This is a genomic window from Corallincola spongiicola, from assembly GCF_004284785.1.
GTDB lineage: Bacteria > Pseudomonadota > Gammaproteobacteria > Enterobacterales > Neiellaceae > Corallincola > Corallincola holothuriorum.
The window spans coordinates 376904-399009 of the sequence record NZ_SHLY01000001.1 but is presented as its reverse complement, the minus strand read 5'-3'; the positions used below and the strand labels follow the sequence as shown (position 1 = coordinate 399009).

The window sequence follows — 22106 nt, the reverse complement described above, 5'->3', positions numbered from 1 at the left end:
CCCGTTGATCTGATTTAACGCCGCAGCTCGCTTTTCGCGTCTGCGGCGTTTTACTGTCTGGAGTTCCACTTACGCCATGGTTGCTTTTACAGGTGAAATAGCTGCATTAACCGCCGCCCTATTCTGGGCGATCGCAACCTGGATCTACAGCCACTGCAGTCAGCGTTTTGGCGCCATGCCCCTCAACGTTATCAAGGGCGTCATCGCGTCGCTTCTGCTACTCATTGCTCTCCTGCTCAGTGATGCCTCTGTCGGCATACCAAGTGGCAGCGCATGGGGTTGGCTCATCATCAGTGGCGTGATAGGTATTGCGATTGGTGATACAGCCTACTTCGCAGCGCTACGGCGCATGGGCCCCAGGAAAGTATTGCTCATGGAATCGCTGGCGCCTCCCCTCACCGGCGTATTAGCGCTGTTGGTCCTCAACGAAGCAATCACCGTGACCGCTGCTTTGGGTATGCTAGTCACACTCACGGGGGTCATCTATGTGCTGAGGCAGCAAAGCCACGATGACAATGAACCATCGATATGCAAAAAAGGCCTTTTTTACGGTGCATTGGCGGCTGTTTGTCAGGCGGTGGGGGTGTTACTTTCACACTATGCCTTGGTTGATGCTGATGTCGCGCCACTGTGGGGGGCACTGATAAGACTAGTTGCCGGTACCTTAGTGATCGCTCTATTGTTAGGCTTACGCCAAGAGATCCATAAGCAGTTGATAAAACCCCTGTTAGCGATGGATATGCGAAACAGCGCGATACTAACCGTCGCCATCGTCGTTGGCACGTTTTTGGCCATTTGGTTGCAACAAGTATCGCTGAAATATGCCAATGCCGCTGTCGCCCAAACGCTGATGGCGACCAGTCCATTATTCGCCCTACCTATCGCCTGGTTAAGAGGAAATCCGCCCACCTTTAAAATTTGGCTAGGTACCTTATCTGCTGTCGCAGGGATCGCCATGATCATGTTTGGCTAAGCACTTGTCGCCATACGGGACGTCATGCTCTTTTCAACGGCGCGCTGTGCTCTCCGCTATTGTTCGCATCTGCCACCAGTTTTGAATAGATAGCAATATATTCCTCTGCCACCCGCTGCCAATCAAATCTTGTGCTCATTGCATTACGTCGTAACAGTTGCAAGAGAAACGGATCATCATGGTAGTGTTTAATGGCCTGTTTAACCGTAGCCAAAAAACTCTTCAGTGTAGGCTCGAAGAACTGATAGCCATTGGCCTTGCTGCGATTGGCTGTTAGCGCATCAAGCCCGGTGACACTGTCCTTTAACCCACCAACCCCATGCACAATTGGTACAGTCCCGTAACGCATAGCGTAGAGCTGGCTTAAGCCACACGGCTCAAACAAAGAGGGCATCAACATATAGTCGCTAGCAGCCAATGTATTGTGGGTACCTTCGCGGCTGAAATCAGCAAGGTATCGAAAACTATGAGGATAGTGTGCAGCCAGCTTCTCTAGCTCTTTAACAAAGCCCTCCTCACCATGTCCCATCACTACGCAGCGCATCGCATCAGCTTGTAACAACTGCCGCAATAACGGCAGCAGCAAGGAAAAACCTTTTTGCTGTGCAATGCGGCCGATGAAGCAAAACAGCGGCTTGTCTTCAAGACTTTCCAATCCCAGCTGCGTCAACAGTTGCTGTTTGCACTTCTGCTTTCCTGCTGGCTGATCAGCGGAATAATTGAACGGCAGACAACTGTCACTGGCCGGATCCCATTCCACCAGGTCAACACCATTAAGCACCCCGGTAAAGTCGGCTCGGCGGTAATTAAATACGCCAGCCATACCATGACTCGTTGCATTGGCTAACAGCTCATCTCGATAACTCGGTGATACCGTAACAATGCGATCTGCCATCACAACACCTGCTTTTAATGGATTAAGGCACCCCATATCCTCAAACAGTTGCGGCACCATGAACTTAGGATGTATTCCCAATTGTTCATGCCAGTCATAATCGGCACGCCCCTGGTAGGCGCCATTGTGAATAGTCAGCACGGTGCGTGTTGCAGAAAAGAATGTTGATGCGGCAAAGTGCTCACGTCGATAGAACGGCACCAATGCCCCCTGCCAGTCACTACTATGGATCACATCTGGTTGCCACTTTAATGCCAACGACAAATCAAAAGCGGCGTGAGACAGCAGAGCATAGCGTAAAGGGTTGTCTTGATACGCGGCGTGTCCATCATCATAGATGCCATCACGACCATACAGAGCTTGATACTCGAGCAAATACAGCGTGACCCCTTTCAACGTGACACAGTGGATCACCGCGTGAAAGGTTTGCCAGCAACTCAAAGGAATTGCGATGGGAAAACTGTGGCTAATGGTCACTTCATCCTGTATTCGCCCGTAAAATGGTATCAATACACGAATATCTTGCCCTTGCCGCTTAAGCTGTTCAGCGAATGCGGTGCAAAAGTCCGATAAGCCACCGACTTTAACCAAGCCCTCATATTCAGAGGTAACCAATAATATCTTCACTTTGCCTCCCTTGTTCGCACATGGCTATACCCACGACAAAGGTGTCGAGTAAATACTCTAACCTTAAGCGTAAGCCAATACAGGGAATTTTCCAGCACAGTTAATAATTTACGGATCTATACTCAGTGAAATGCTAATAAGGAATATGCTGTGATCAGAAGATTGCTAACCACAATTTTACTGTTAGGTTCCGTTTTTTTACTGACGGCTATGGGAAGCGTCTTAGCAGATCCACTCATAGACGAGATTGAGTTTACAGAGGAAGAACAGGCGTGGCTGGACAGTAAAACAGCACTGCACCTGCACACCATCCGTGGCGACTACTCGCCAGTAATTTACGTAGAAGGCGGGCAATTCAAAGGCTTCGTCGTTGAACTAATTAACATCGTCTCCAATAACATCGGTTTACCGATCCATTACAGCTTTAGCAAAAGCACTGAACAAGCAATATTCCTATTTGATTCTGGCCAAACAGATGCCCTGCTACCCGTTGTTACAACCAACCTCAGAGAACACTATGCCTTGTTCACCGTTCCTATTTTAGAGGAGGAGCTAGTGATCATGGTGCCACAAGGGATGCCCGCGGGTATCGATGTACTCTCTATACCCAACGTTAGACTCGGTGTTGTCGGCGATACAACCTACCAAGCTGAGGTGGCTAGATTCGCGGCAAACAGTGCTAACCTTTCCAGTTACAATCGTCACGAAGATCTGATAACAGCACTGCAGTTAGGCGCCATCGACGCTGTTATCGCTGCCCAATCTGTCCTGCAGTACCAAATTAAGACTCGAAATATAAAGGGCTATCACCTCGTCCCCTTTACTAACGAGAAACACCGCTATCATTCTGCTATTGCCATTCATAAGCGCAACCCGCTGTTACAATCCATACTAAACAAAGGGATCAGACAAATTCCCAAAGAGGTCATTGATGCCCTCGAAGATAAGTGGTTTCTCAATAGCAGTGACGCATTGGCAGCACCCATATCTGACATTGATCTCCAGTTCTTAGCGCAACTTAAGGAGGTGGATTATTGCATCGACCCACAATGGAAACCGCTAGAGTGGCTAGAAAACGGCAAACACGTGGGGCTAAGTGCAGATCTGCTATCAGAGATCCAAAGCCGCTTACCTATCCAGTTTAAGCTACACAAAACTGAGCATTGGCAGGACTCGCTAGAAGCGTTGAAGCGTGGACAATGCCAAATGCTTATTATGGCGTCGGCGACGCTCACTAGATTAAAAGAGATGAGTTTTAGCCGCAGCTACCTAAACACGCCGATAGTCATTGTCACTAAAGAGAAAGAACCCTATATCGCTGATGCTGCAACCATAGGCAGCAAGAGGTTTGGTTATATACAGGGCTATGCCTACGAAGAGCTGGTTAAGATACGGTACCCTAACTTAGAGCTAAAACCGTACGAGTCGTTCAACGACGCTCATAAAGCCCTGCAGCGTAATGAGATTGATGGCTATATCGAGAACTATATTGTGAGCTCATATCACCTCAGTTCTGGTGACTACCCGGGCTATAGAATTGGTGGCCGTCTATCCCTCGACATGAGCCTCGGCATCGCGGTCACGAAAGAGCTTACCCCGCTGTCCAAGATAATTAACAGCATCTTCAATCAGATCCCAGCACAAGAGAGAGAAGCCATTGTTAGCAAATGGACGACGGTCGAAGTAATAAAAACAATTAACAAATCCGCAGCGATCAAAGTGATTTCAATTGCTCTGGTTATTATCGCCATCATTATTTTCTCTAACTACAAGCTGCGCCGCTTCAATCAGAAGCTACATAAAGCACACCTTGCATTGCAGCAAGCCAATGAAGAGCTGGCAAAAATGGCCGTGACCGATCCCCTCACCCGTATCGGCAACCGCGCCTATCTAGACAATATCATCGCCAAGGAAATTGAACGCAATCTGCGTTACAGCCACTCACTTTCGGTTTTGCTGATTGATGTCGACCACTTTAAAAAGATCAACGATAAGTTTGGTCATCAGGTGGGCGATGAGGTACTCAAAGAGGTATCACAACGATTGGCATCAAACATACGCCAGTCTGATAGCTTAGGGCGCTGGGGTGGTGAAGAGTTTCTTATCATCTGTCCAGAAACCGATCTGGATAATGCTGCCATTTTAGCGGAGAAGCTAAGGGAGATAATCAACGAAAAAGAGATGCCCGAAGCGGGCATTCAAAGCATCAGTATTGGTGTCGCTGAGTTAGCCCATGACAGAAAGCCAGAGCCAATGATAGCCAGAGCCGATCAAGCCCTCTACCAGGCTAAGAATAAAGGCAGAAATAGAACCGCAATCTTCCGCCAACAAGCTGATTAACCAAACACCACCAATTGTTGCAGGTCGGCGATTAAACTGCCGACTTCACCCTTAGCGGTACAACGTTGATCAGGCAGATCAATACGCTGCCTCAACGCAATAAGAGAATCCACTAAAGAGATTCGGCTTCTATCAACCGAGCTATCCCAATGATGTTCATCAACTACAAATGCCGCTTCACTCAAGGCATCAAGTGCTGCGCGCCAATCTTCGCTGGTAGACCTCGCCTCATGGCGGTGCTTCTCCAGCACTTTTCTTACCACTAACTGTAACTGTTCGGTCGAGCAAACAATCCGATCCGTCTGGTTATATACATCCATACCTACTCCTAAAACGATTCCGTTTCAGGGTAAGAATAGCTAACTCTTCGCAGAACAGATCGGCAAACAACTGCGCAATGACACTTACGACGGAATGAAAATGAAAATAGATAATCACAGCAATAAGTTGGCAGGAGGAAAAAAATAAAAATATTTTTCAGCTGAAAATGGCGACCATCCATGGCCAGCGTGACGTCCTTATTGCCCGCAAGGGCGACGCTCTGAGAGAGCGTCAAGTCACATAAAAAGAGTCCAGAGTAAGCTATTTTTCTTGCTGTAGCGGGTACTGATACTAGGTTTAAATTCGTAGTCGAAATGAGAGGTCGCTCATGAAATCTGCTCAGTCAATTAAAGCACAAGTAAAATTCCTCGACGTTGCTGACCTAGATCAAATATCGCAACCATACCCAGATATTTTGTCGGAAATTTGACCACTACGATGTTTACTCACGCAAAACCTTTCTTTCTGGTCAGACCAGATCATAATTATGCCAGTGACAACAAATTGGAAGAGGTTGAACTATGAATTACTTCGTGACCGGCGGTACAGGATTTATCGGACGCTATCTAATTGAGAAACTACTCGCTCGTGGCGGGACGGTTTATGCATTGGTTCGTAGCGATAAAGCAGAACAAAAACTACTCGACCTGTTCGCCGATCACCAACACCAGATCAATCCCGTGCGGGGTGACATCATTTTGCCAGGACTGGGACTCTCAGACGAAGCCAAGACAAACTTAGTAGGCAAGATTGATCACCTGTTTCACTTGGCAGCGATCTACAACCTCGACGCCGATGCCGAACTGCAGCAACTGGCAAATGTCCATGGCACACTGCACACCCTGCAATGCGCAGAAGCCCTCAAGGTCGGTTGCTTTCACCATATAAGCTCTATCGCAGTAGCAGGGTTATATCCGGGTTGGTTCCGTGAAGATATGTTTGGACAAGCTGAACACTTAGATCACCCCTACCTGCAATCCAAACATGATGCAGAAAAATTAGTACGGGACAACCAGGCGGTACCATGGCGTATCTACCGACCCGGTATGGTTATTGGGCATTCAAAGACCGGACAAGCGGATAAAGCCGATGGCCCCTACTACTTTTTTAAAACGTTACAAAAACTGCGCCGCACACTGCCACCCTGGCTACCAACCATAGGTGTTGAAGGAGGTTATCTCAATATCGTACCGGTCGATTTTGTGGTTGCGGCTATGGACCATATTGCCCATCAACCAGAGCAAGATCAGACCTGCTTCCACCTCACCGATCCTAATCCCAACACCGCAGGTGAAATGCTCAACATCTTCGCCGATGCTGGCCACGCGCCACGTATGGCAATGCGAATTGACACCCGGTTGTTTAATTTCATTCCTCGGCAGGTCAAATCGGGCATCCTTAAAATGCCGCCCATTAAACGACTTATGGGTGCCGTCGTAAAAGATCTCGGCATCCCCAGCAGCGCGCTCAACTTCGTCAACTATCCAACACGATTCGACTGCCAAAACACGCTAGACGCCTTAAAGGGAAGTGATATCACTTGCCCACAGTTAGCAGACTACGCCCCCGCTATCTGGGACTACTGGGAGCGAAACCTCGATCCTGAATTGTCATTGGATAAAACCTTAGCAGGGGTACTTAAGGGCAAAACTGTACTGATCACAGGTGCTACCTCAGGCATTGGCGAAGCCACCGCGAAGATGTTGGCAGGTACAGGTGCCAAACTCGTATTGGTTGCGCGAACCCTAACCGAACTCAAACGGGTACAAGAGGAATTAGAACAACAGGGTGGTGAAATCCATATCCATAGTTGTGACCTGTCAGACCTAGACGCCATAGAGCTAATGTTGGAGCGGATCAATGACCAGCACCTGCACATTGATCTGTTAATCAATAATGCAGGGCGTTCAATCCGCCGTTCAGTAGAGCACTCTTTTGATCGGTTTCATGATTATCAACGCACCATGCAACTTAACTATTTTGGCTGTCTAAAACTGACCATGGGGTTACTACCCGGTATGTTAGCCAATGGCGGCGGACATGTGATTAATCTCTCCTCAATCGGTGTACTAACGAACGCGCCACGGTTTTCAGCCTATGTGGCTTCGAAATCGGCCATGGAATCTTTTACCCGCTGTGCAGCATCGGAGTTTTCCGACCGCAATGTACAGTTCACCACCATCAATATGCCGTTAGTGGCGACACCAATGATCGCCCCGACCGAGATCTACCAACAGATGCCCACCCTAACGCCAGAACAAGCAGCAGAAATGATCGCTAAGGCAATCATAGAAAAACCGAAAAGAGTGGCAACCCGACTCGGTATTTTTGGTGCCTTAATCCATGCTGTCTTTCCCAAATTGGGCGAAATCATTATGAACACAGGCTTCCGTATGTTCCCTGATTCGCCAAGAGCAACCGAAGAAGTTGAACATAAAGAGAAAGAAAAGCCCTCTCAGGAAATGATCGCCTTCGCTGCACTGTTGCGCGGTATACACCTCTAAGGATAAGGAGCAATAGCAATGAAATGCACAGCCAGTCACCAATATAGCCACAGCCTTGATCAGGTTTATCTGTTTTTTCGCGATGCAGAAACAATCAGCGAAAAATATGCAGCACTAAAAGCGATAAATATAAGCACCATCCGCAACGAAGATACCGATGATGGCTTTATCAGTGAAACAGAGCGTGAACTGCCTGCCGATGTGCCCGCGCTGCTGGCAAGCATTCTGGGAGACTACAATAAGCTAATTCAAAAGGAGCATTGGTATAGCAAGGATGACGGCAGTCTCGGCTGCGACATGACCATAGATCTCGTTGGTGTCCCGGTTAAGATTGAAGGCCACATGCACCTACATGAGAACGAAACTGGCGCAATAAATGATGTCACCATCGAAATCAGTTCCTCTTTACCCTTAATCGGTAGCAGCCTCGCGCGGTATGTAGCAGGCGACTGCAAAAAGAGCATGGAGCAGGAATATCAATATATTCAGGGGCAGCTACAAGCAGCAGAAGTGGCCGGATAGATATTGCATGACAGAAAAAACGGGGCAAGCCCCGTTTATTTATGGATTAAGCGATAGCTGTGTTAAGCCGCCAACTCGCTCTTCAGGCGCGTAACCACACGGCAATAACGGTCCATGGCCGCATCCTTATCCAGGCCTTTTATATGCTCCCGCGCTTCGTGCTTGGCACAGGCGCGGAAATCAAAAAAAGCGGGCCTGGGTCCGTTAACATCGCCCTCAGTGGCTTGCTTGAACAACGCATAAAGCTCGAGCAAGTCTTCATCTACGGGGCGATGAGGCAAGAGCCGGACATCGTTTTGAGCTTGTTCAAACAGATCAAACAGGTTTGAATCAGCCATTTTTTTCTCCCTTACTTTGATGAGACATTAGGTTAATAGTCATACAAAAGCAGGAGAAAAGATCCGTGGCGAGATCAATAAAGGTGTTTTTTTAACCAGTCACAATGGAGCTAAACAGGGTGAAAAATGCGTAATCGTGAGCGAGTCCTCAATCTTAGCTTAACGCTGTTTAATCAACAGGGCATCGCCCATGTGTCGACCTTACAAATCACTACCGAACTAGATATCAGTCCGGGTAACCTGTATTACCATTTCCGCAATAAAGAGGACATAGCTAAAGCATTGGTTCAAGAGTTTGACCAAGCTATTTGTCGAATGCGAACTGAATTCTCAAATCAAGTGACCACACTCGAAGACTATCCACCATTTCTGCTTAGCCTCATGGCCCTATTGGCACAGTACAGGTTTGTTCTTCGCGATCTCGAAACCCTGGTACTGGGAGAGCCTGACCTTAAACGCAACTTCAGCCACCTATACAACTCACTTAAGACGCTGAATAAACGAATGTTTGATCACCTTGATCACTTAGACGCCTTGAACATTGAAAAAGAAGACCAGAAGTTTCTCGCTGACAATAGCCTGATGATAGCTATTGGATGGGTGAATCAGTTAAGCATGGTTAGCAACGAACAGGAACACGCAATGATACTGCGCCAAGGCGTAAGCCGTTTGGTCGCGCTGGTTCAGCCGCATCTAAATACCACTACCTAGCTTCTTCTCTTATAGGTATTTGCTTGAAGACGGGCGCAGGAATAAGCTCAAGAGAGCAAGAAGACACCAATGATAGCTTGGCTTCACGAGCCGATCAGGCGCTCTACTTTGCTAAAGAAAATGGTCGAGATCAGGTACGGGTTTTCTCTGTTAGTGGCGAGCGCCAACCAAGTAGTGTTTTCATTAATGGTAATAAATGAACTTTCCCTTTTACAACGATCAATTATCCCACATTCGCCTCTGCCTGCGGCAATGGCTCAGCCAACCGTTCGATCTTATCCACGACAAATTGGCCACACTGCTGTATCGCCTGCTGCGCTTCAGGCAACTGATGAAAAATAGGAAATACGTGAGGCATACCTTCCCAAATGCTCAAATTAACTTCCCCCCCGGCAGCCTTTACCTTCTCTGCTAAACGAACCGAATCATCGAGCAACACCTCTTCCGATCCCACATGGATCATCATCGGCGGTAAACCTGAGAGATCGCCATACAGCGGCGACACTAAAGGATCACACGGGCAGTGAGTATTGAGATAACTGTTACGCATCAACAACAGCGTAGGCAAAGCAAAGAAAGGATCGACATTACGTTTAGCGAACGAAGACTCACCTGTCATCGCCAGATCCACTGACGGTGAAAACAACACGGCCGCCGCAGGCAAAGGTTGCCTATCCTGCTTCAATTTCATTAAGCAGCTTAATACCAAATTACCGCCAGCAGAATCTCCCGCCATAATGATCGACGCAGCAGGCACACCATGCGCCAATAACCAGCGGTAACCTGCCAGGCAGGCTTCTTGGGCACAGGGGAACGGATGCTCAGGTGCCAATGGATAGTCCACCATCATACCGCGCAGACCCGTCTGTTCGCTCAAGCGTGCCAGTACAGCATTGTGCACCAACGGACTTTTAAAACAGAAGCCACCACCGTGGAAGAACAGGATCACACCATCTCGGCGACAATCAGGCATCTCAATCCATTCGCACTTCAATGAACCAGCTTTAAACGGAATGGTAAACATATCGGAGGGGTGATTGATAAAAGAACCTAGCCGATCCATACCATCAATCACTTTACGCATATCAAATACATTGTCACAACGTTCCAGGCGGTTTCGCATCACCCGAAACAGGAGTTGATTAAATGCTTTGCTTTGCCAACTGGCCATTATCACCCTATAAACCGATTATTGGTCTGAACTGCGCTATTCCGTCTCTTGTAACAGGAATAACTGATCGGTGACGAGATCCACCGCGGTGTTAAGGACATCTTGCTCTAATCCAGCCAAGGCGTCTGTGAGGTAGTCGGATATCTGCTCAAAATTTGGTAGCGAGGTATTGCATCCCACTAAGCCGAAATGTACCCAACCGTCATAACTATACAGCGTGATATTCAGCGACTGACCCGGCAATAACAGTGACAAAGGGTATACCTCCGTCATCTGCGCGCCCATGTAATAGCGCGGTGCATTGGGGCCCGGGACATTGGAGATAATCAGGTTACTTGCCGGCGGAACGACGCCGTTAATATTAAGCTTACCGCCTAATAATGCCGCCGCGTTTACCAAGATGGAATAGTTCACATATGCCTTCGGCGATAGATCCAACGCTTCTTGCTTCACCCCTTGGGAAGAGTGCTGAATAGCAGCTAGACGTGCCAGTGGCGTATCTTCAGGCTGTCCCATCTCCACTAAACCGATCGACATCTTGTTACATGCGGAACTCAGATCCCCTTTGGCACGCAGATTAATCGGCATCAACGCCACCAATGGTTTCTCCGGCTGCATCTGTTGAATGTGCAAATAACGCTGCAATGCGATATCGCAAACTGCCAACGCCACATCATTCATCGACGCACCAGTCAAACGACTCACCTGCCTGAAGCTGGCCATGGGAAAACGACCAACACAGATCGAACGTCCCTGCCCCGGCTTACGATTGAACGCCGTCTTTGGCGCCGTAAAAGGGGTAGTTAATGCAGATGATTTGAGGTTAAGCGCGCTCATCGCCAAGGTACTGCCAATACGGAACAAGCCAGGCAAGGTAAACGCCTGCTTGGAAAGCTTGTAGACAGCATCCAGCCAAGCCTCAACCATACCGGTTTCATCTTCATCACAGTGCCGTTCAGGCACCATGGCGTTTTCCCAAAACGCGGTAAACTCTTCGTCTGGAGTTTCACTACAGGCGTTGATGAAAATACCACTGGCACGCATACCATCAGCCAATGCGTGATGCACTTTCAATGACAGAGCAACCTGACCATCGTCGAGACCATCAATGACCGTGAGTTCCCACAATGGACGACTACGATCCAAGCAACGGGCATGATTGCGTGAAACCAGTGCATTCAATTGCGCCCGATCACCAGGCTCTGCCAGCGTTTCTAATCGCACATGATCAGATAAACAAACATGATCACACACCTGCCACTGCGGCAAGTTGCTGTACTTCATCTGCAATCGCCAGTTAAACGGCGCTGCAATATGCTGTTTGGTCAACAATTTTGAATAGAGGCGGCGGGCAAAACTACTCCTTTCACCCTGTTGATCTGCAGGGGGCTTTAGTAACACCAAGCCGGTCACATGCATCGGTGTATCGCTGGACTCAAACCAAACGAATGCCGTATCCATGAGAGAAAGTCCCGGCATGTAACCTCCTTAGATTAGAAATCAGGGTGTGAACCTAAGCTCACACCCCGGTCAGAGTCAGGCCATTACAGATAACCTTCCGACTATTTCTTGGACAGTGATTCAACTGCGTCAGCCAACTTGTCGAGCTTTTCGTTCATATCTTCAAGCTGCTTACGGTCGATACCGCTTAACTTCAAGAATAGGTCATTCACCCGAGTTTCCAGCTTGTCAGACGCTTTTTCTTTTTTATCTTCCAACTTCTGGCGGGTGGCGTATTCCACTTCCTGCCCACGAGTCACCAACTCTTCGAAAAGCTCGGTTGTCTTGCCGTTCAGGCCTTGTGCTTCCTCCAAACTTTTACTGTAAACCCCTAAGCCAGCCAACCAGATGTTACGGGCAAGCTGCTCACCATTCTCCATCACGCGTTTTGCGGTTTCTTTTACATTATTGGCGCTCATAATGTCGCCCTCCTCTTATCTGGTAGCTGGGCGCGGCCTTCGCTCCCCGCTACGTTAGGAATATCGCTCTAAGCGGTTTCGGTCTCTGTCGGCTTTTTCGCCGCAGGTCTCGCAACTGCCGGTTTCGCAGCAGGTTTAGGCACGGCTTTCAGTGGCGCTTTAACCTCTGCTACTTTTCCTGCTGCTTTCGGCGCTGGCTTTTTAGCTGCTGGGCGTACCGTTTTCTTTGCCGCTGTCGCAGGTGCTTTTGCCGCTGGCTTGGCTGCCGGTTTTGCCGCGGGTTTGGCTGCTGGTTTCTTTGCAACAGCACGTTTCACGGGTGCTTTTTTGGCGACAGGCTTCTTATCTTTTGCCAATAACGCATCAACCTGCTTGGTCAAATCGTCTAGCTTTTTGTCCATCGCTTTCAGCTGCATGACATCTAAGCCGGAGGCTTTCTGCATCAGATGATTAACCCGTTGCTCAATCGCACCAGACGTTTCACTGGCCGCATCTGCCACCTTCTCTTTCGTGCTTTGCTCTACCTCTTTGCCCCGCGCTATTAACTCTTCAAACAGCGACTGGCTCTTGGCCGATAAACCACTTACCTCTTCAGCACTCTTAGCATATGCACCAAGTCCTGCTAACCAGATGTTATGCACCATGGTCTCGCGTATTGAACCAATTTTTTTCACCGCTGCACTGGCTTTTCCAATTAGGTTACTCATATTTCCTCCCTGCCTGTTTTGACTGTGCATGGGCTGATTGGACTGCGACACAGGTTTTTCAGGCGCTTTTTTAACCTACTTTGAAGGTACGCCAGAGAATTAGAGTGCTCTCTCTAAAGTCAGCGTGAGAATTGATGTGGATCAATTGGGGAGATAATAAAAGCTGGTCAGAAACCAGACAGCGCACTTTCAGCCGAAAGGCAGCTTGGCACTCAACGAGGGTGTATTACTTATTTAAGTAATAGCGTTTTGCTTTAACTTGAAAGCAGTTTAAGGCTCAACCTGCGATGTGCTCAAAGAATAAGCTACACCGGCCATGTTAATTAGCTGTGGCTCTTGCACCACAGTGACATCCAGTTCGTTATTAGCAAACTCTGCGGTAATAATTTCACCATCACAAACTAATCGACCATGTTCCACCATATCGCCATGGGACCAGATCACTTCAGGAAAGCGAAACTGCAGATGCCAACGCTTGGCTACACTGCCCTCTGGTGTCAGTCCACCCTCCAACTCTTCAACGGAAACATAGTCCAGCTCCAATCCCGCTTGGCATATCTCGGCAGCACGCAAAGGCATTGTCAGTAGAACAAAGCTAAGCACACTCACGAATAACAACTTCACTCCTATCATATACCCTCCACCACAAACATAAGCCTCAGTCAGTGCGAATCAAGCAACCAACAACACTTGCCAGATAAAACAGGCATGATGACCAGAACAAGGTCACCATGCCGATATCGCAGTGCAGCTTAATCCATCATCGCCTTAAGCTGATTAAAGAATTCAGCATCTGGCGCCTCTTCCTCTATCGCCACCGGCTCAACAAAAGCCCGCGCACCGGCAACGCCACCGTCACCCTTATAGAAGTAGAAGTTAATGCTGCCCCAATCATCGTGATCTCTAACCACAGTGTAGGCGCCGTCCTTGTTCACATCCAAACCATATTCAATATCATTAGGATAGCCGTTACAGTTGTAATCAATTGCGCCCGAGTTAGGATGACCAAAACCTACCGCATCATGCAGCGGTGCATCACCGGTCTCATCCATATCGATACTCAGGCCATGACTGTAACTGATACGGAAGTGACGATAGTCATCGGTCGGCGCATTGCTTAGATAAGGCACACAAACGCTGCCATGCAGTCGGCGCATTAGGCGGTCACCCTCGTCCAGGCCGATTGTCGGCAAGCCATCCAATTGGTGCATGTAGTTCATTGTGCTTAGGTAATTTGGTTTGTAATTAACGTTGTCATTACCACCATGAAGCAGCCCCAAGTTATGACCAAATTCATGCATCACAGTGCCAGCCTGATAGTTAATCAACAAGTTGGTGTTACGCGTGGTTTTACGATTAAGTCCCCACTGGCCTAAGGAGACAATCGCTTCTTTTCCATTCACCCAAGCAACACCTGAACTACCCGCTGAACCAGTCAAGTTACGTGAACTGCCAAACACCAAGTAGTACCAAGGGGCGTTAAAACGACGGGCATAGCTCATATGCTCGATCTTGAGATTATATAAACCCGCAATTTCTGGATTTGAGCTGTATTGCAGTTGAATGGTCTTAGTGAACGGCAACGCGTTACCGCCCCCCAAATCGAAATCGTCGGGGCTGATACCCGCATCAGCATGGTAGAGCGAGCCAGTATCAAAATGGATCGCGATCCCTTCAGCAGCGAAAGACGCTTTCACTTTCTCTAAAGCTTCACGTTGCGGAATAACACCGAGATCTGTCGTTTCCATCCAATCGATCTCAACAAACAGATCAGGCGTACCTACACGAGCACCCAGTTGATAGTAGTACTCTTCAAAGTAAGGAATACCATCCAGCTCGGCACAATCGGGTAGCCCATCTTTGTCTGTGTCACCCAAAAAGTTGATATCGCTTCGGCAAGCGTCCGGTGCAGCATCTGGGGCGCTAACAAGCACCGTGACGTTATCAGTGGCAATTAAACCACCGTCGTCCGTGACCGTTAATGTGACAACATAGTCACCTGCTGTGCCGTAGACCAAGCTAGGCGCAACACCAGACAGACCATTTGACCATTGGTAGCTAACGATCTCGCCGTCAGGGTCTTGAGAGAGTGAGCCGTCAAAATAGGCAACTTCACCTACTGAAATAGTAATATCCGCGCCAGCTTCCGCGATCGGAGCTTGGTTGTCGATACCAGTTTTTTCCACACGATAGCTAAAGTTACTGTCGTTAAAAGTGATCAGGTATTCCCCTGGTCCCTGTGTAATAAAGATGTCCTCACCCGCTTGCTCAGCCCAACCGTCGGCTTCGTTGTCACCATAGTTGAGGCTCCAATCACCGAGCTGATCGAATTTAAAACGCTGCTCACTGCCAGCTGCAAAGGTGGCTGTTGCCTGCCAAGTGTTATCCTCCACCAACGCCATCTCACCGGTCGCCCAGCCATTGTGGGTACCGCGCAAATAAAGGTGGGTAAAGTTCTGTTGTACGCTGTCGTCCTTCACTGTCACAACCACTGTGTCAGTAGCCGTTGCACCATCGTCATCGGTGACCGTCAGCGTGACTTGGTAACTGCCGGCATTTGGATAGGTCAGCGTAGGATTGACACCTTGCAGCCCGTTCGACCACGCGTAAGCAACAATATCGCCATCACTATCACGGGATCCTGCCGCACTGAAATAGGCCGTTTCACCAACCAGTAAAGTAATATCATCCCCGGCATCAGCTACCGGAGGCAGGTTACTCTCACCCGCTTTACTAACAGAGTAGGTTAACGTGGCATCATTAAACGTGATGAAATAATCGCCAGCGCCCTGATTAATCAGAATGTCGCCACCTGCGATCTCTGCGATACCATCAGCATTGCTATCACCATAGTTCTCAGACCAATCGCCGAAACGATCAAACTTAAATCTATCGTCAGCGTCGCCAGAAAAAGTAACTGTGGCTTCCCAGCTGTGGTTTGCCACCGCAACCATGGCAGTTGTAGACCAGTCATTATGGGTACCGCGTAAAGACAATGCCTCGAAGTTATGCTCTGCATCAGCTGCAGTGACATTAATCAACACGGAGTCCGTGGCTGAGGCACCGTCGTTGTCAGTCACAGTGAGAACAACGGTATACAGTCCCGCCTGCTCATAAGTCAGTGACGGTGCGACGCCAGATAAACCGTTTGACCATGTATAACTAACAATTTGGCCATCACTATCATAAGACGATCCGGCGTTGAAAAAGGCTGTGTCACCGACATTCAGGCTGATGTCCTCACCGGCATCAGCCACTGGGAGCAGGTTCTCTCCACCCTGTTTTGTCACGCTGTATTGCAGCGTTTCGTCGTTTAAGGTGATCTGGTAGATCCCCTCGCCTTGCGTCACAGCAATGTCACCGCCAGACGCATCAGCGTAACCATCCGCTTGATCATCGCCAAAGTTGGTTGACCAATCGCCATACACATCAAACTTAAAGCGCTCAGTATCAGTGGCAGCAAACTGGGCATTCACTTGCCAAGTATGATCCGCAACCAATGACATCGATGTCACTGACCAGCCATTGGAAGTACCACGTAAGTTTAACTGCGGGTACGTCTGCTCAAATGCATTCGCAAATGACGGTAACCCCATAAAGGTAATCAAGATAAATAATGAAACGCCTATCCTCGACATTGAAACCACTCCTTACAACACCACGATTTAAATAGCCACGAAGAACAATGGAGATCACAACACAGATGAATTATGTGAGCGATATCACGGACAGGCTAGCGCTATGTAAATGAGTTGTAAATGGAATGTTTCAATGATTTTTCTTGAGAAAGAGGGTTCGCCTCAAAATAGGCATTAAGAAAAATTGATAATAGTAAGGTAATTAGCCGCTTAGCGATCCATTAGCAAATGTTTGGGTTGAGGTCTGAACAGTCAAATCGCCACCACACTAACTCGCGTTACGCAGCGCAAACTAGGGTGGTAAAGAGAATTATCCGTAACAAGCTGTCACCCTTTCCGTCACAAAAGGGCGATACAAAAAGTTGATGAGGGGAAACTGCGCTTAGGAAAACAGCATTTAGAAATCAGCTCAACAGCCTATCCAATTGCTCGTTAATCGATGTCTCGATGCTGTCTTTAAACAGCGATAGCATAAAGCCCAGTTTGATAGAGATCTCTAACTGATGCTCCGTTGGACGCAAATGGCCATCGGCGCCGCCATCATGGGTAAAAATCAGCAACTCTTCCTGCCATTGCCACTCTATGCCGTATTTTTCGGCCAGTTTGTCAGCAACCTTTTCACTCAATTCTCTGACTTTATCGTGTCCTAAATCATGTGCTCGAACGAGCAAAATAGCAGCCATCAGTATCCCTTTCTCTAAGCTGGATTAAAGTCAGATTTAACCACAGCACTTCTTAAATTTTTTACCACTACCGCAAAGGCACGGATCATTTCGTCCCATGTTTACCACGGCGGCGGGGGCAAAGTCACCCTGGGTATAAACCCAGCGCTGCTCAAGGCGGGTAAATTGCGAATGCTCCTCGTGAACATACACCTTTCCCTGCTGCATAAACCAGGCTTTGAACCTCACCCAGCCATCATTATCCAAAGCCCCACCCTGACTCGCCAACACTTGCAGTCGCAACCATTGGGTTTCTCGTGCCGATGCGACAAAATCAGCGGCAGTGTCAGTGCCACGAAAATCAGGGTGATGCGTTGCGTAGAGGTAGTCACCATCATGCTTAACAAAGGCACAGAAGCGGGAGCGCATTAACGCTTCACAAGTCGGCGCCAATGCCTGACCACAATGATAAACCCCACAACACGCGCTATAAGCGTTGCTGGAGCCACAAGGGCAGCTCTCACTGGTGTTATCCATCAACCATCACCTCAGTTAGCACTCCTCTGCGCCACCGTTAGCGCTTAGAACTCGCAGCGGCGCTTGTTTGCTCTTTCTGCGCCAACTTCTGCGCCTGCTTGCGTTGTTTTCGCTGCGCAATTGCCTCAGCCGCATCGGCGCCTATATGTGCTTCGCCACGGTGCTTTGCCAACTCAACCTGCTTTTGCCGTTCAGCAAAGCGCGCACGCTGTTCATCGGTCACTTTGTCATAACAGTGTGGGCAACTGATCCCCAGCGCAAACTTCTCACTCTGTTTATCCTGCTCAGTGATCGGCAAGCGACAGGCATTACACTGGTCGTAATTACCCTTCTCCATTTGATGATTAACAGTGACCCGCTCATCAAAGACAAAGCACTCGCCTTGCCATAACGTATTTTCTTCAGGCACCTCTTCCAGGTATTTCAGAATGCCGCCCTTCAGATGGTAAACCTCATCGAAACCTTGCTCTTTCAGGTAAGCGGTCGATTTTTCACAACGGATCCCACCCGTACAAAACATGGCGACTTTCTTGTGCTGCTTTTTATCTAAATTCTTCGCAACATAGTCAGGAAACTCGCGGAAGCTTTCGGTTTGCGGGTTCACCGCTCCCTGGAATGTGCCGACCTGGATTTCGTAATCATTACGGGTATCCACCAGCACCACGTCAGGATCGCTGATCAACTCGTTCCAATCTTTGGGTTCGACATAGGTGCCCACCACTTGCTGAGGATCTATCCCCTCAACCCCCATGGTGACAATCTCTTTTTTCAACTTGACCTTAGTGCGGTGGAAAGGAGCTTGGTCAGTGAAAGACTCTTTGTGCTCAATATTCGCCAGACGGGGATCCTGGCTGAGCCACTGCAACAGACCATCCACACCTTTGCGGCTGCCCGCTACAGTGCCGTTAATGCCTTCGGCCGCAAGCAGCAAAGTACCGCGGATCTGGTGTTGATTCATCGCATCGAGTAACGGTTGACGGAGTTGTTCAAAATCGGGCAGAGATACAAATTTATACAGTGCGCAGACAACAATATCAGACAAAACAGCGTCCCTTATATTCAGTAAAACAGCGAGCTGGAGCGTAATTCCAGAGCAAAAAGCTCAAGTATTATAAAGGAAGGTTTTTCGGATGTCTCTCAGCTTAATGGGCGCCGCCAAAGCGCTCTGTTACAGCGGTGCTCGAACAGGTGTTACGTGGGTGCCAATATGGAAGCAATGCACTATTCCAAAATCGCCTGCACCCGCCCTACTTCACCGGAATCTAATCTGACCTTGATACCATGGGGATGACTGGGAGACTTGGTCAGTAACGATTGGATCACCCCTTCGGTTAACTGGCCGCTACGTTGATCTTGCTTCTGCACTATGGCCACAGGTAATCCGGGGTGCAACTCGCTTCTATTAGGTACAGCCATCAATCTACCCTCTTAATTTAACGCGTGCTGACAATTCGCAACGTGCCATCATCACATCGCCTCTGCTTGCCAAGCATATTCCATATAGTCCGCTGTCGCCTTCGCGGCAAGGGGGCCAAACAATCTGGCCACCATGTGTAGGCTCATATCAATTCCGGCAGAAATGCCCGCAGAAGTAATGAGCTGACCGTTATCGACAAAGCGGGACTGATGACAGATCTTGGCGTCAGGTGCTAAGCCTTGCAACAGCTCAAAACAGTGGTGGTGGGTTGTTACTTTGCACTGCGATAACAACCCAGCCTTGGCCAACAACAAAGCGCCACTGCACACTGACATCGTATGCGTTGCCGCCGCAGCACGTTCCGCGATCCACTGGATCGTTTTGGTTTGCTCTATAACGGTTCGAGTACCCGCCCCCCCAGGGACAAGCAGCAGATCTGCTGCACTTATCTCATCAATAGCGGCGTCAACATTGATCGACAAACCATTTTTGGCCACCACAGCCATACCATCGGCCGACACCAATTGTATCTCAAGTAAGCTGTTTTGATTCAGTTCGTTGGCGACCCCAAACACTTCAAATGGGCCAGCAAAATCCAGAACTTCCACATCATCAAACATCAGTACCACTAATCGCATTTTCGTCATACCTGACAACCTGCCTCTACGACTAAAACTAGATAATCAACAACCAATCTCTATAGATACAGCGGTGCCATACGGCGCCAGTAATACGCACGGTGGGCACGCTCATCCCACGTTAACAGCTGGTGGGCGATACCCTTGCCCCATAATATATGGCTCAAATGCTCGTTGTTTGCTTTAAACGGATCATCCCTGCCAATCACCAGCACTATCTCCATCGCCCGTAACTGCTGTAAACGCCAATCACAATGTAAATTGGGCAGAAAATGGGTGGGCGTGTGATAGTAGATATCATCATTGTAGTAGCCGCTGAACAAGTCGCTAAAGTACTCAACGTTCAGCGTCAAATCATAACGACCAGAGAAGGCTACGAGCTTTTTAAAAAGGTGGGGATGACGAAATGCGATATTAGCAGCGTGAAACGCGCCTAAGCTGCAGCCGTGGGAAATAACACACTCATGCTGATTCTTGTCCTGCATAAATGGCATCACTTCATTGAGAATATACTCCTCGTACGCTTTCTGCCGTTCGATACGCCCATGGGGGTGAGCCCAACAACAGTAGAGACTTTCGGCATCAACGCTATCAACACAGTACAGTTGTAAATGCCCCTGTTCGATCTTATCCCGCAGCGATGCCACTACGCGCATATCTTCATATTCATGAAAACGCCCGCCACGAGTCGGAAATATCAACACTTTGGCACCAGCATGGCCAAACACGAGTAACTCCATGTCCCGCCCTAACCGATCACTCCACCACTTGTGATACTCCCGGTTCATAGTCCCATCCCTGTGTCCTCACTTGTTTGATATTGGCTTACATATCGTTTGGGTTGTAACCCTCACCCTTTAGTACTGACGGTTCCTCTGCATTAAATATCAGCAGCACGTGTGCAACCGCGAAAACAACTCTTTTACTCCTTCTCCCCTAAAAAGCGAAAGCAAGAACCAGTCGAGAAGGCTGGAATGAGGGGTCTTTGCTTTACACTTACGAGCTAAACACCCCTCACCCTAGCCCTCTCCCCTAGGAGAGGGGATCAAGCAACCGCGTTACTTCCACGCCAAGAAACAAACCTCAAAGAAGCAAGATCCAGCCCTATAGTGGCTTAAAAAACTGGTTCAACTGGTCCATCAACTCATTGTTCTGTTGCGCTTGTCGCGGATACTCATGATGCCCAGCATCGAGCACCAGCAACTCTTTCCTTTGAGGCACCGCGTTGTACACAGCAAACTGCCCTGGTGGTGCAACCGCAGGGTCAAAGCGGGCACAGGCAAAATGTGTAGGTACCTGAATTCTCGCAGCCGCAGTAGCGGCATCGTAGTAACCCAGTGTACGCATGGTTGTTTCAGGATGATGACGATAGAAGCGCCTAACCGCCTGACCACTGCCGCGGGTTTTTAACGACACCCGTAGCGGTTGATGGCCAAAGGTCGGCACATTGAAGTGGGCACGCCGGATCCGGGAGTCATAGGCAGTCGCCATTGCGCCAAGCCCGCCGCCAAAACTTATTCCCAAATAGCCAATATGCCCAGCCAAGTTAGGAAACAGCCGCAGTAGCGAGGAAACCCCAAGCCAAATATCATCAACACAGCCACCAATCACATAGCGCTGCGGATCATCAATATCGTGTAATACATGAAACTGAGGGTTGGTGGACAATGGTTCACGGTGACTTAGCGACAACCCTCGAAAACAGGGAAACAACAATGCCGAATCGGTAAAAGGCAGATTAAAGTCGGGCGCATCTCGGCCGCCATAACCATGGCCAATCACAAAGCCCCGTTTAACCACACCGCTTTTCGGTAGCAGTAACCAACCGCGAATAGGGAATTGATCTGTCGACTGATAAGTAACATCAAACACACGCCAACCTAACCAATCGCGATTGAGATCGGCAATCACTGGCAGTGGCTGGCAAGCCAACGCACGTTGATAGCGTTTATGCCAAAAATGGTCAAAATCTGACGGTTCATCGGGGCGGCCAACGGCCATTAGCTGTTCGAGGGAATAGCCATAAGAGGGGTCAAAGTGATAAGGGTGATCTGTGATGAGATTGCCGTCTACTGCAGCAAAACCTTCTACTTCACCACTTTTAGCTTCAAGATTAACTGCCACTTCATCGTAACCACTAATGGCTCACCTCCATAACGCTGGCCTGAATGATCAACAGCGCTGCC

At 48.8% G+C, this 22106-nt stretch carries 21 protein-coding genes; 5 read left to right on the top strand and 16 right to left on the bottom strand.

Features of this window, described 5'->3' with window-relative positions:
- Positions 1-76: 76 nt before the first annotated feature.
- Positions 77-973, top strand: a complete 897-nt coding sequence (locus tag EXY25_RS01720) for a DMT family transporter (protein WP_130565504.1) — start codon at positions 77-79, stop codon at positions 971-973.
- Between the two features lie 22 nt (positions 974-995).
- On the opposite strand, the gene EXY25_RS01715 is transcribed toward EXY25_RS01720, so the two are convergent.
- Positions 996-2495 (bottom strand): glycogen synthase, encoded by a 1500-nt coding sequence (locus EXY25_RS01715; protein ID WP_130565503.1) that lies wholly within the window; start codon positions 2493-2495, stop codon positions 996-998.
- A 150-nt stretch (positions 2496-2645) separates the two neighbouring features.
- Between EXY25_RS01715 and EXY25_RS01710 the strand changes: the two genes are divergently transcribed.
- Entirely contained in the window at positions 2646-4835 is a 2190-nt protein-coding gene (locus EXY25_RS01710) for a diguanylate cyclase (protein WP_130565502.1), read from the top strand.
- On the opposite strand, the gene EXY25_RS01705 is transcribed toward EXY25_RS01710, so the two are convergent.
- Positions 4832-5155 carry a hypothetical protein gene (locus tag EXY25_RS01705; RefSeq protein ID WP_114336769.1) on the bottom strand — a complete coding sequence of 108 codons (324 nt, stop codon included), beginning with the start codon at positions 5153-5155 and terminating at the stop codon, positions 4832-4834. The genes EXY25_RS01710 and EXY25_RS01705 overlap by 4 nt on opposite strands.
- Before the next feature lie 522 nt (positions 5156-5677).
- Between EXY25_RS01705 and EXY25_RS01700 the strand changes: the two genes are divergently transcribed.
- Together EXY25_RS01700 and EXY25_RS01695 are read left to right on the top strand one after the other, a co-directional pair.
- Positions 5678-7660 (top strand): SDR family oxidoreductase, encoded by a 1983-nt coding sequence (locus EXY25_RS01700; RefSeq protein ID WP_130565501.1) that lies wholly within the window; start codon positions 5678-5680, stop codon positions 7658-7660.
- A gap of 18 nt (positions 7661-7678) precedes the next feature.
- Entirely contained in the window at positions 7679-8182 is a 504-nt protein-coding gene (locus EXY25_RS01695; protein WP_130565500.1) for a DUF2505 domain-containing protein, read from the top strand.
- A gap of 62 nt (positions 8183-8244) precedes the next feature.
- On the opposite strand, the gene EXY25_RS01690 is transcribed toward EXY25_RS01695, so the two are convergent.
- On the bottom strand, positions 8245-8520 hold the full coding sequence (locus EXY25_RS01690) for an acyl-CoA-binding protein (protein ID WP_114336772.1): 276 nt from the start codon (positions 8518-8520) through the stop codon (positions 8245-8247).
- Positions 8521-8646: 126 nt separating this feature from the next.
- On the opposite strand from EXY25_RS01690, the gene EXY25_RS01685 reads away from it, so the two are divergent.
- Positions 8647-9231 (top strand): TetR/AcrR family transcriptional regulator, encoded by a 585-nt coding sequence (locus EXY25_RS01685; protein ID WP_130565499.1) that lies wholly within the window; start codon positions 8647-8649, stop codon positions 9229-9231.
- A gap of 223 nt (positions 9232-9454) precedes the next feature.
- Here EXY25_RS01685 and EXY25_RS01680 read toward each other — a convergent pair whose 3' ends face one another.
- From EXY25_RS01680 to EXY25_RS01620, 13 genes are all read right to left on the bottom strand, one after another.
- The gene (locus EXY25_RS01680; protein ID WP_114336775.1) at positions 9455-10402 is read right to left on the bottom strand and encodes an alpha/beta hydrolase; all 948 of its coding nucleotides are present in this window, start codon (positions 10400-10402) and stop codon (positions 9455-9457) included.
- Positions 10403-10438: 36 nt separating this feature from the next.
- A complete protein-coding gene (locus EXY25_RS01675) occupies positions 10439-11881 on the bottom strand; it encodes a wax ester/triacylglycerol synthase family O-acyltransferase (protein ID WP_114336776.1) in 1443 nt (480 codons plus the stop codon).
- Between the two features lie 83 nt (positions 11882-11964).
- Positions 11965-12321 carry a phasin family protein gene (locus EXY25_RS01670; protein WP_114336777.1) on the bottom strand — a complete coding sequence of 119 codons (357 nt, stop codon included), beginning with the start codon at positions 12319-12321 and terminating at the stop codon, positions 11965-11967.
- Between the two features lie 68 nt (positions 12322-12389).
- A complete protein-coding gene (locus tag EXY25_RS01665; RefSeq protein ID WP_158537943.1) occupies positions 12390-13028 on the bottom strand; it encodes a phasin-related domain-containing protein in 639 nt (212 codons plus the stop codon).
- Positions 13029-13298: 270 nt separating this feature from the next.
- Positions 13299-13661 (bottom strand): hypothetical protein, encoded by a 363-nt coding sequence (locus tag EXY25_RS01660; RefSeq protein WP_130565497.1) that lies wholly within the window; start codon positions 13659-13661, stop codon positions 13299-13301.
- Positions 13662-13780: 119 nt separating this feature from the next.
- Positions 13781-16666 (bottom strand): PKD domain-containing protein, encoded by a 2886-nt coding sequence (locus tag EXY25_RS01655; protein WP_130565496.1) that lies wholly within the window; start codon positions 16664-16666, stop codon positions 13781-13783.
- A gap of 404 nt (positions 16667-17070) precedes the next feature.
- Entirely contained in the window at positions 17071-17349 is a 279-nt protein-coding gene (locus tag EXY25_RS01650; RefSeq protein WP_114336781.1) for a polyhydroxyalkanoic acid system family protein, read from the bottom strand.
- Between the two features lie 36 nt (positions 17350-17385).
- On the bottom strand, positions 17386-17865 hold the full coding sequence (locus tag EXY25_RS01645) for a YchJ family protein (protein ID WP_130565495.1): 480 nt from the start codon (positions 17863-17865) through the stop codon (positions 17386-17388).
- 37 nt (positions 17866-17902) lie between these two features.
- Entirely contained in the window at positions 17903-18907 is a 1005-nt protein-coding gene (gene trhO, locus EXY25_RS01640) for an oxygen-dependent tRNA uridine(34) hydroxylase TrhO (protein ID WP_130565494.1), read from the bottom strand.
- Positions 18908-19086: 179 nt separating this feature from the next.
- On the bottom strand, positions 19087-19281 hold the full coding sequence (locus EXY25_RS01635) for a YwbE family protein (RefSeq protein WP_114336784.1): 195 nt from the start codon (positions 19279-19281) through the stop codon (positions 19087-19089).
- A 51-nt stretch (positions 19282-19332) separates the two neighbouring features.
- On the bottom strand, positions 19333-19929 hold the full coding sequence (locus tag EXY25_RS01630) for a DJ-1/PfpI family protein (RefSeq protein ID WP_130565493.1): 597 nt from the start codon (positions 19927-19929) through the stop codon (positions 19333-19335).
- A 50-nt stretch (positions 19930-19979) separates the two neighbouring features.
- Complete coding sequence (locus EXY25_RS01625) at positions 19980-20708, bottom strand: esterase family protein (RefSeq protein ID WP_130565492.1); 729 nt, start codon at positions 20706-20708, stop codon at positions 19980-19982.
- Between the two features lie 316 nt (positions 20709-21024).
- The gene (locus EXY25_RS01620; protein ID WP_246019473.1) at positions 21025-22044 is read right to left on the bottom strand and encodes an acetylxylan esterase; all 1020 of its coding nucleotides are present in this window, start codon (positions 22042-22044) and stop codon (positions 21025-21027) included.
- Between the last annotated feature and the right edge of the window lie 62 nt (positions 22045-22106).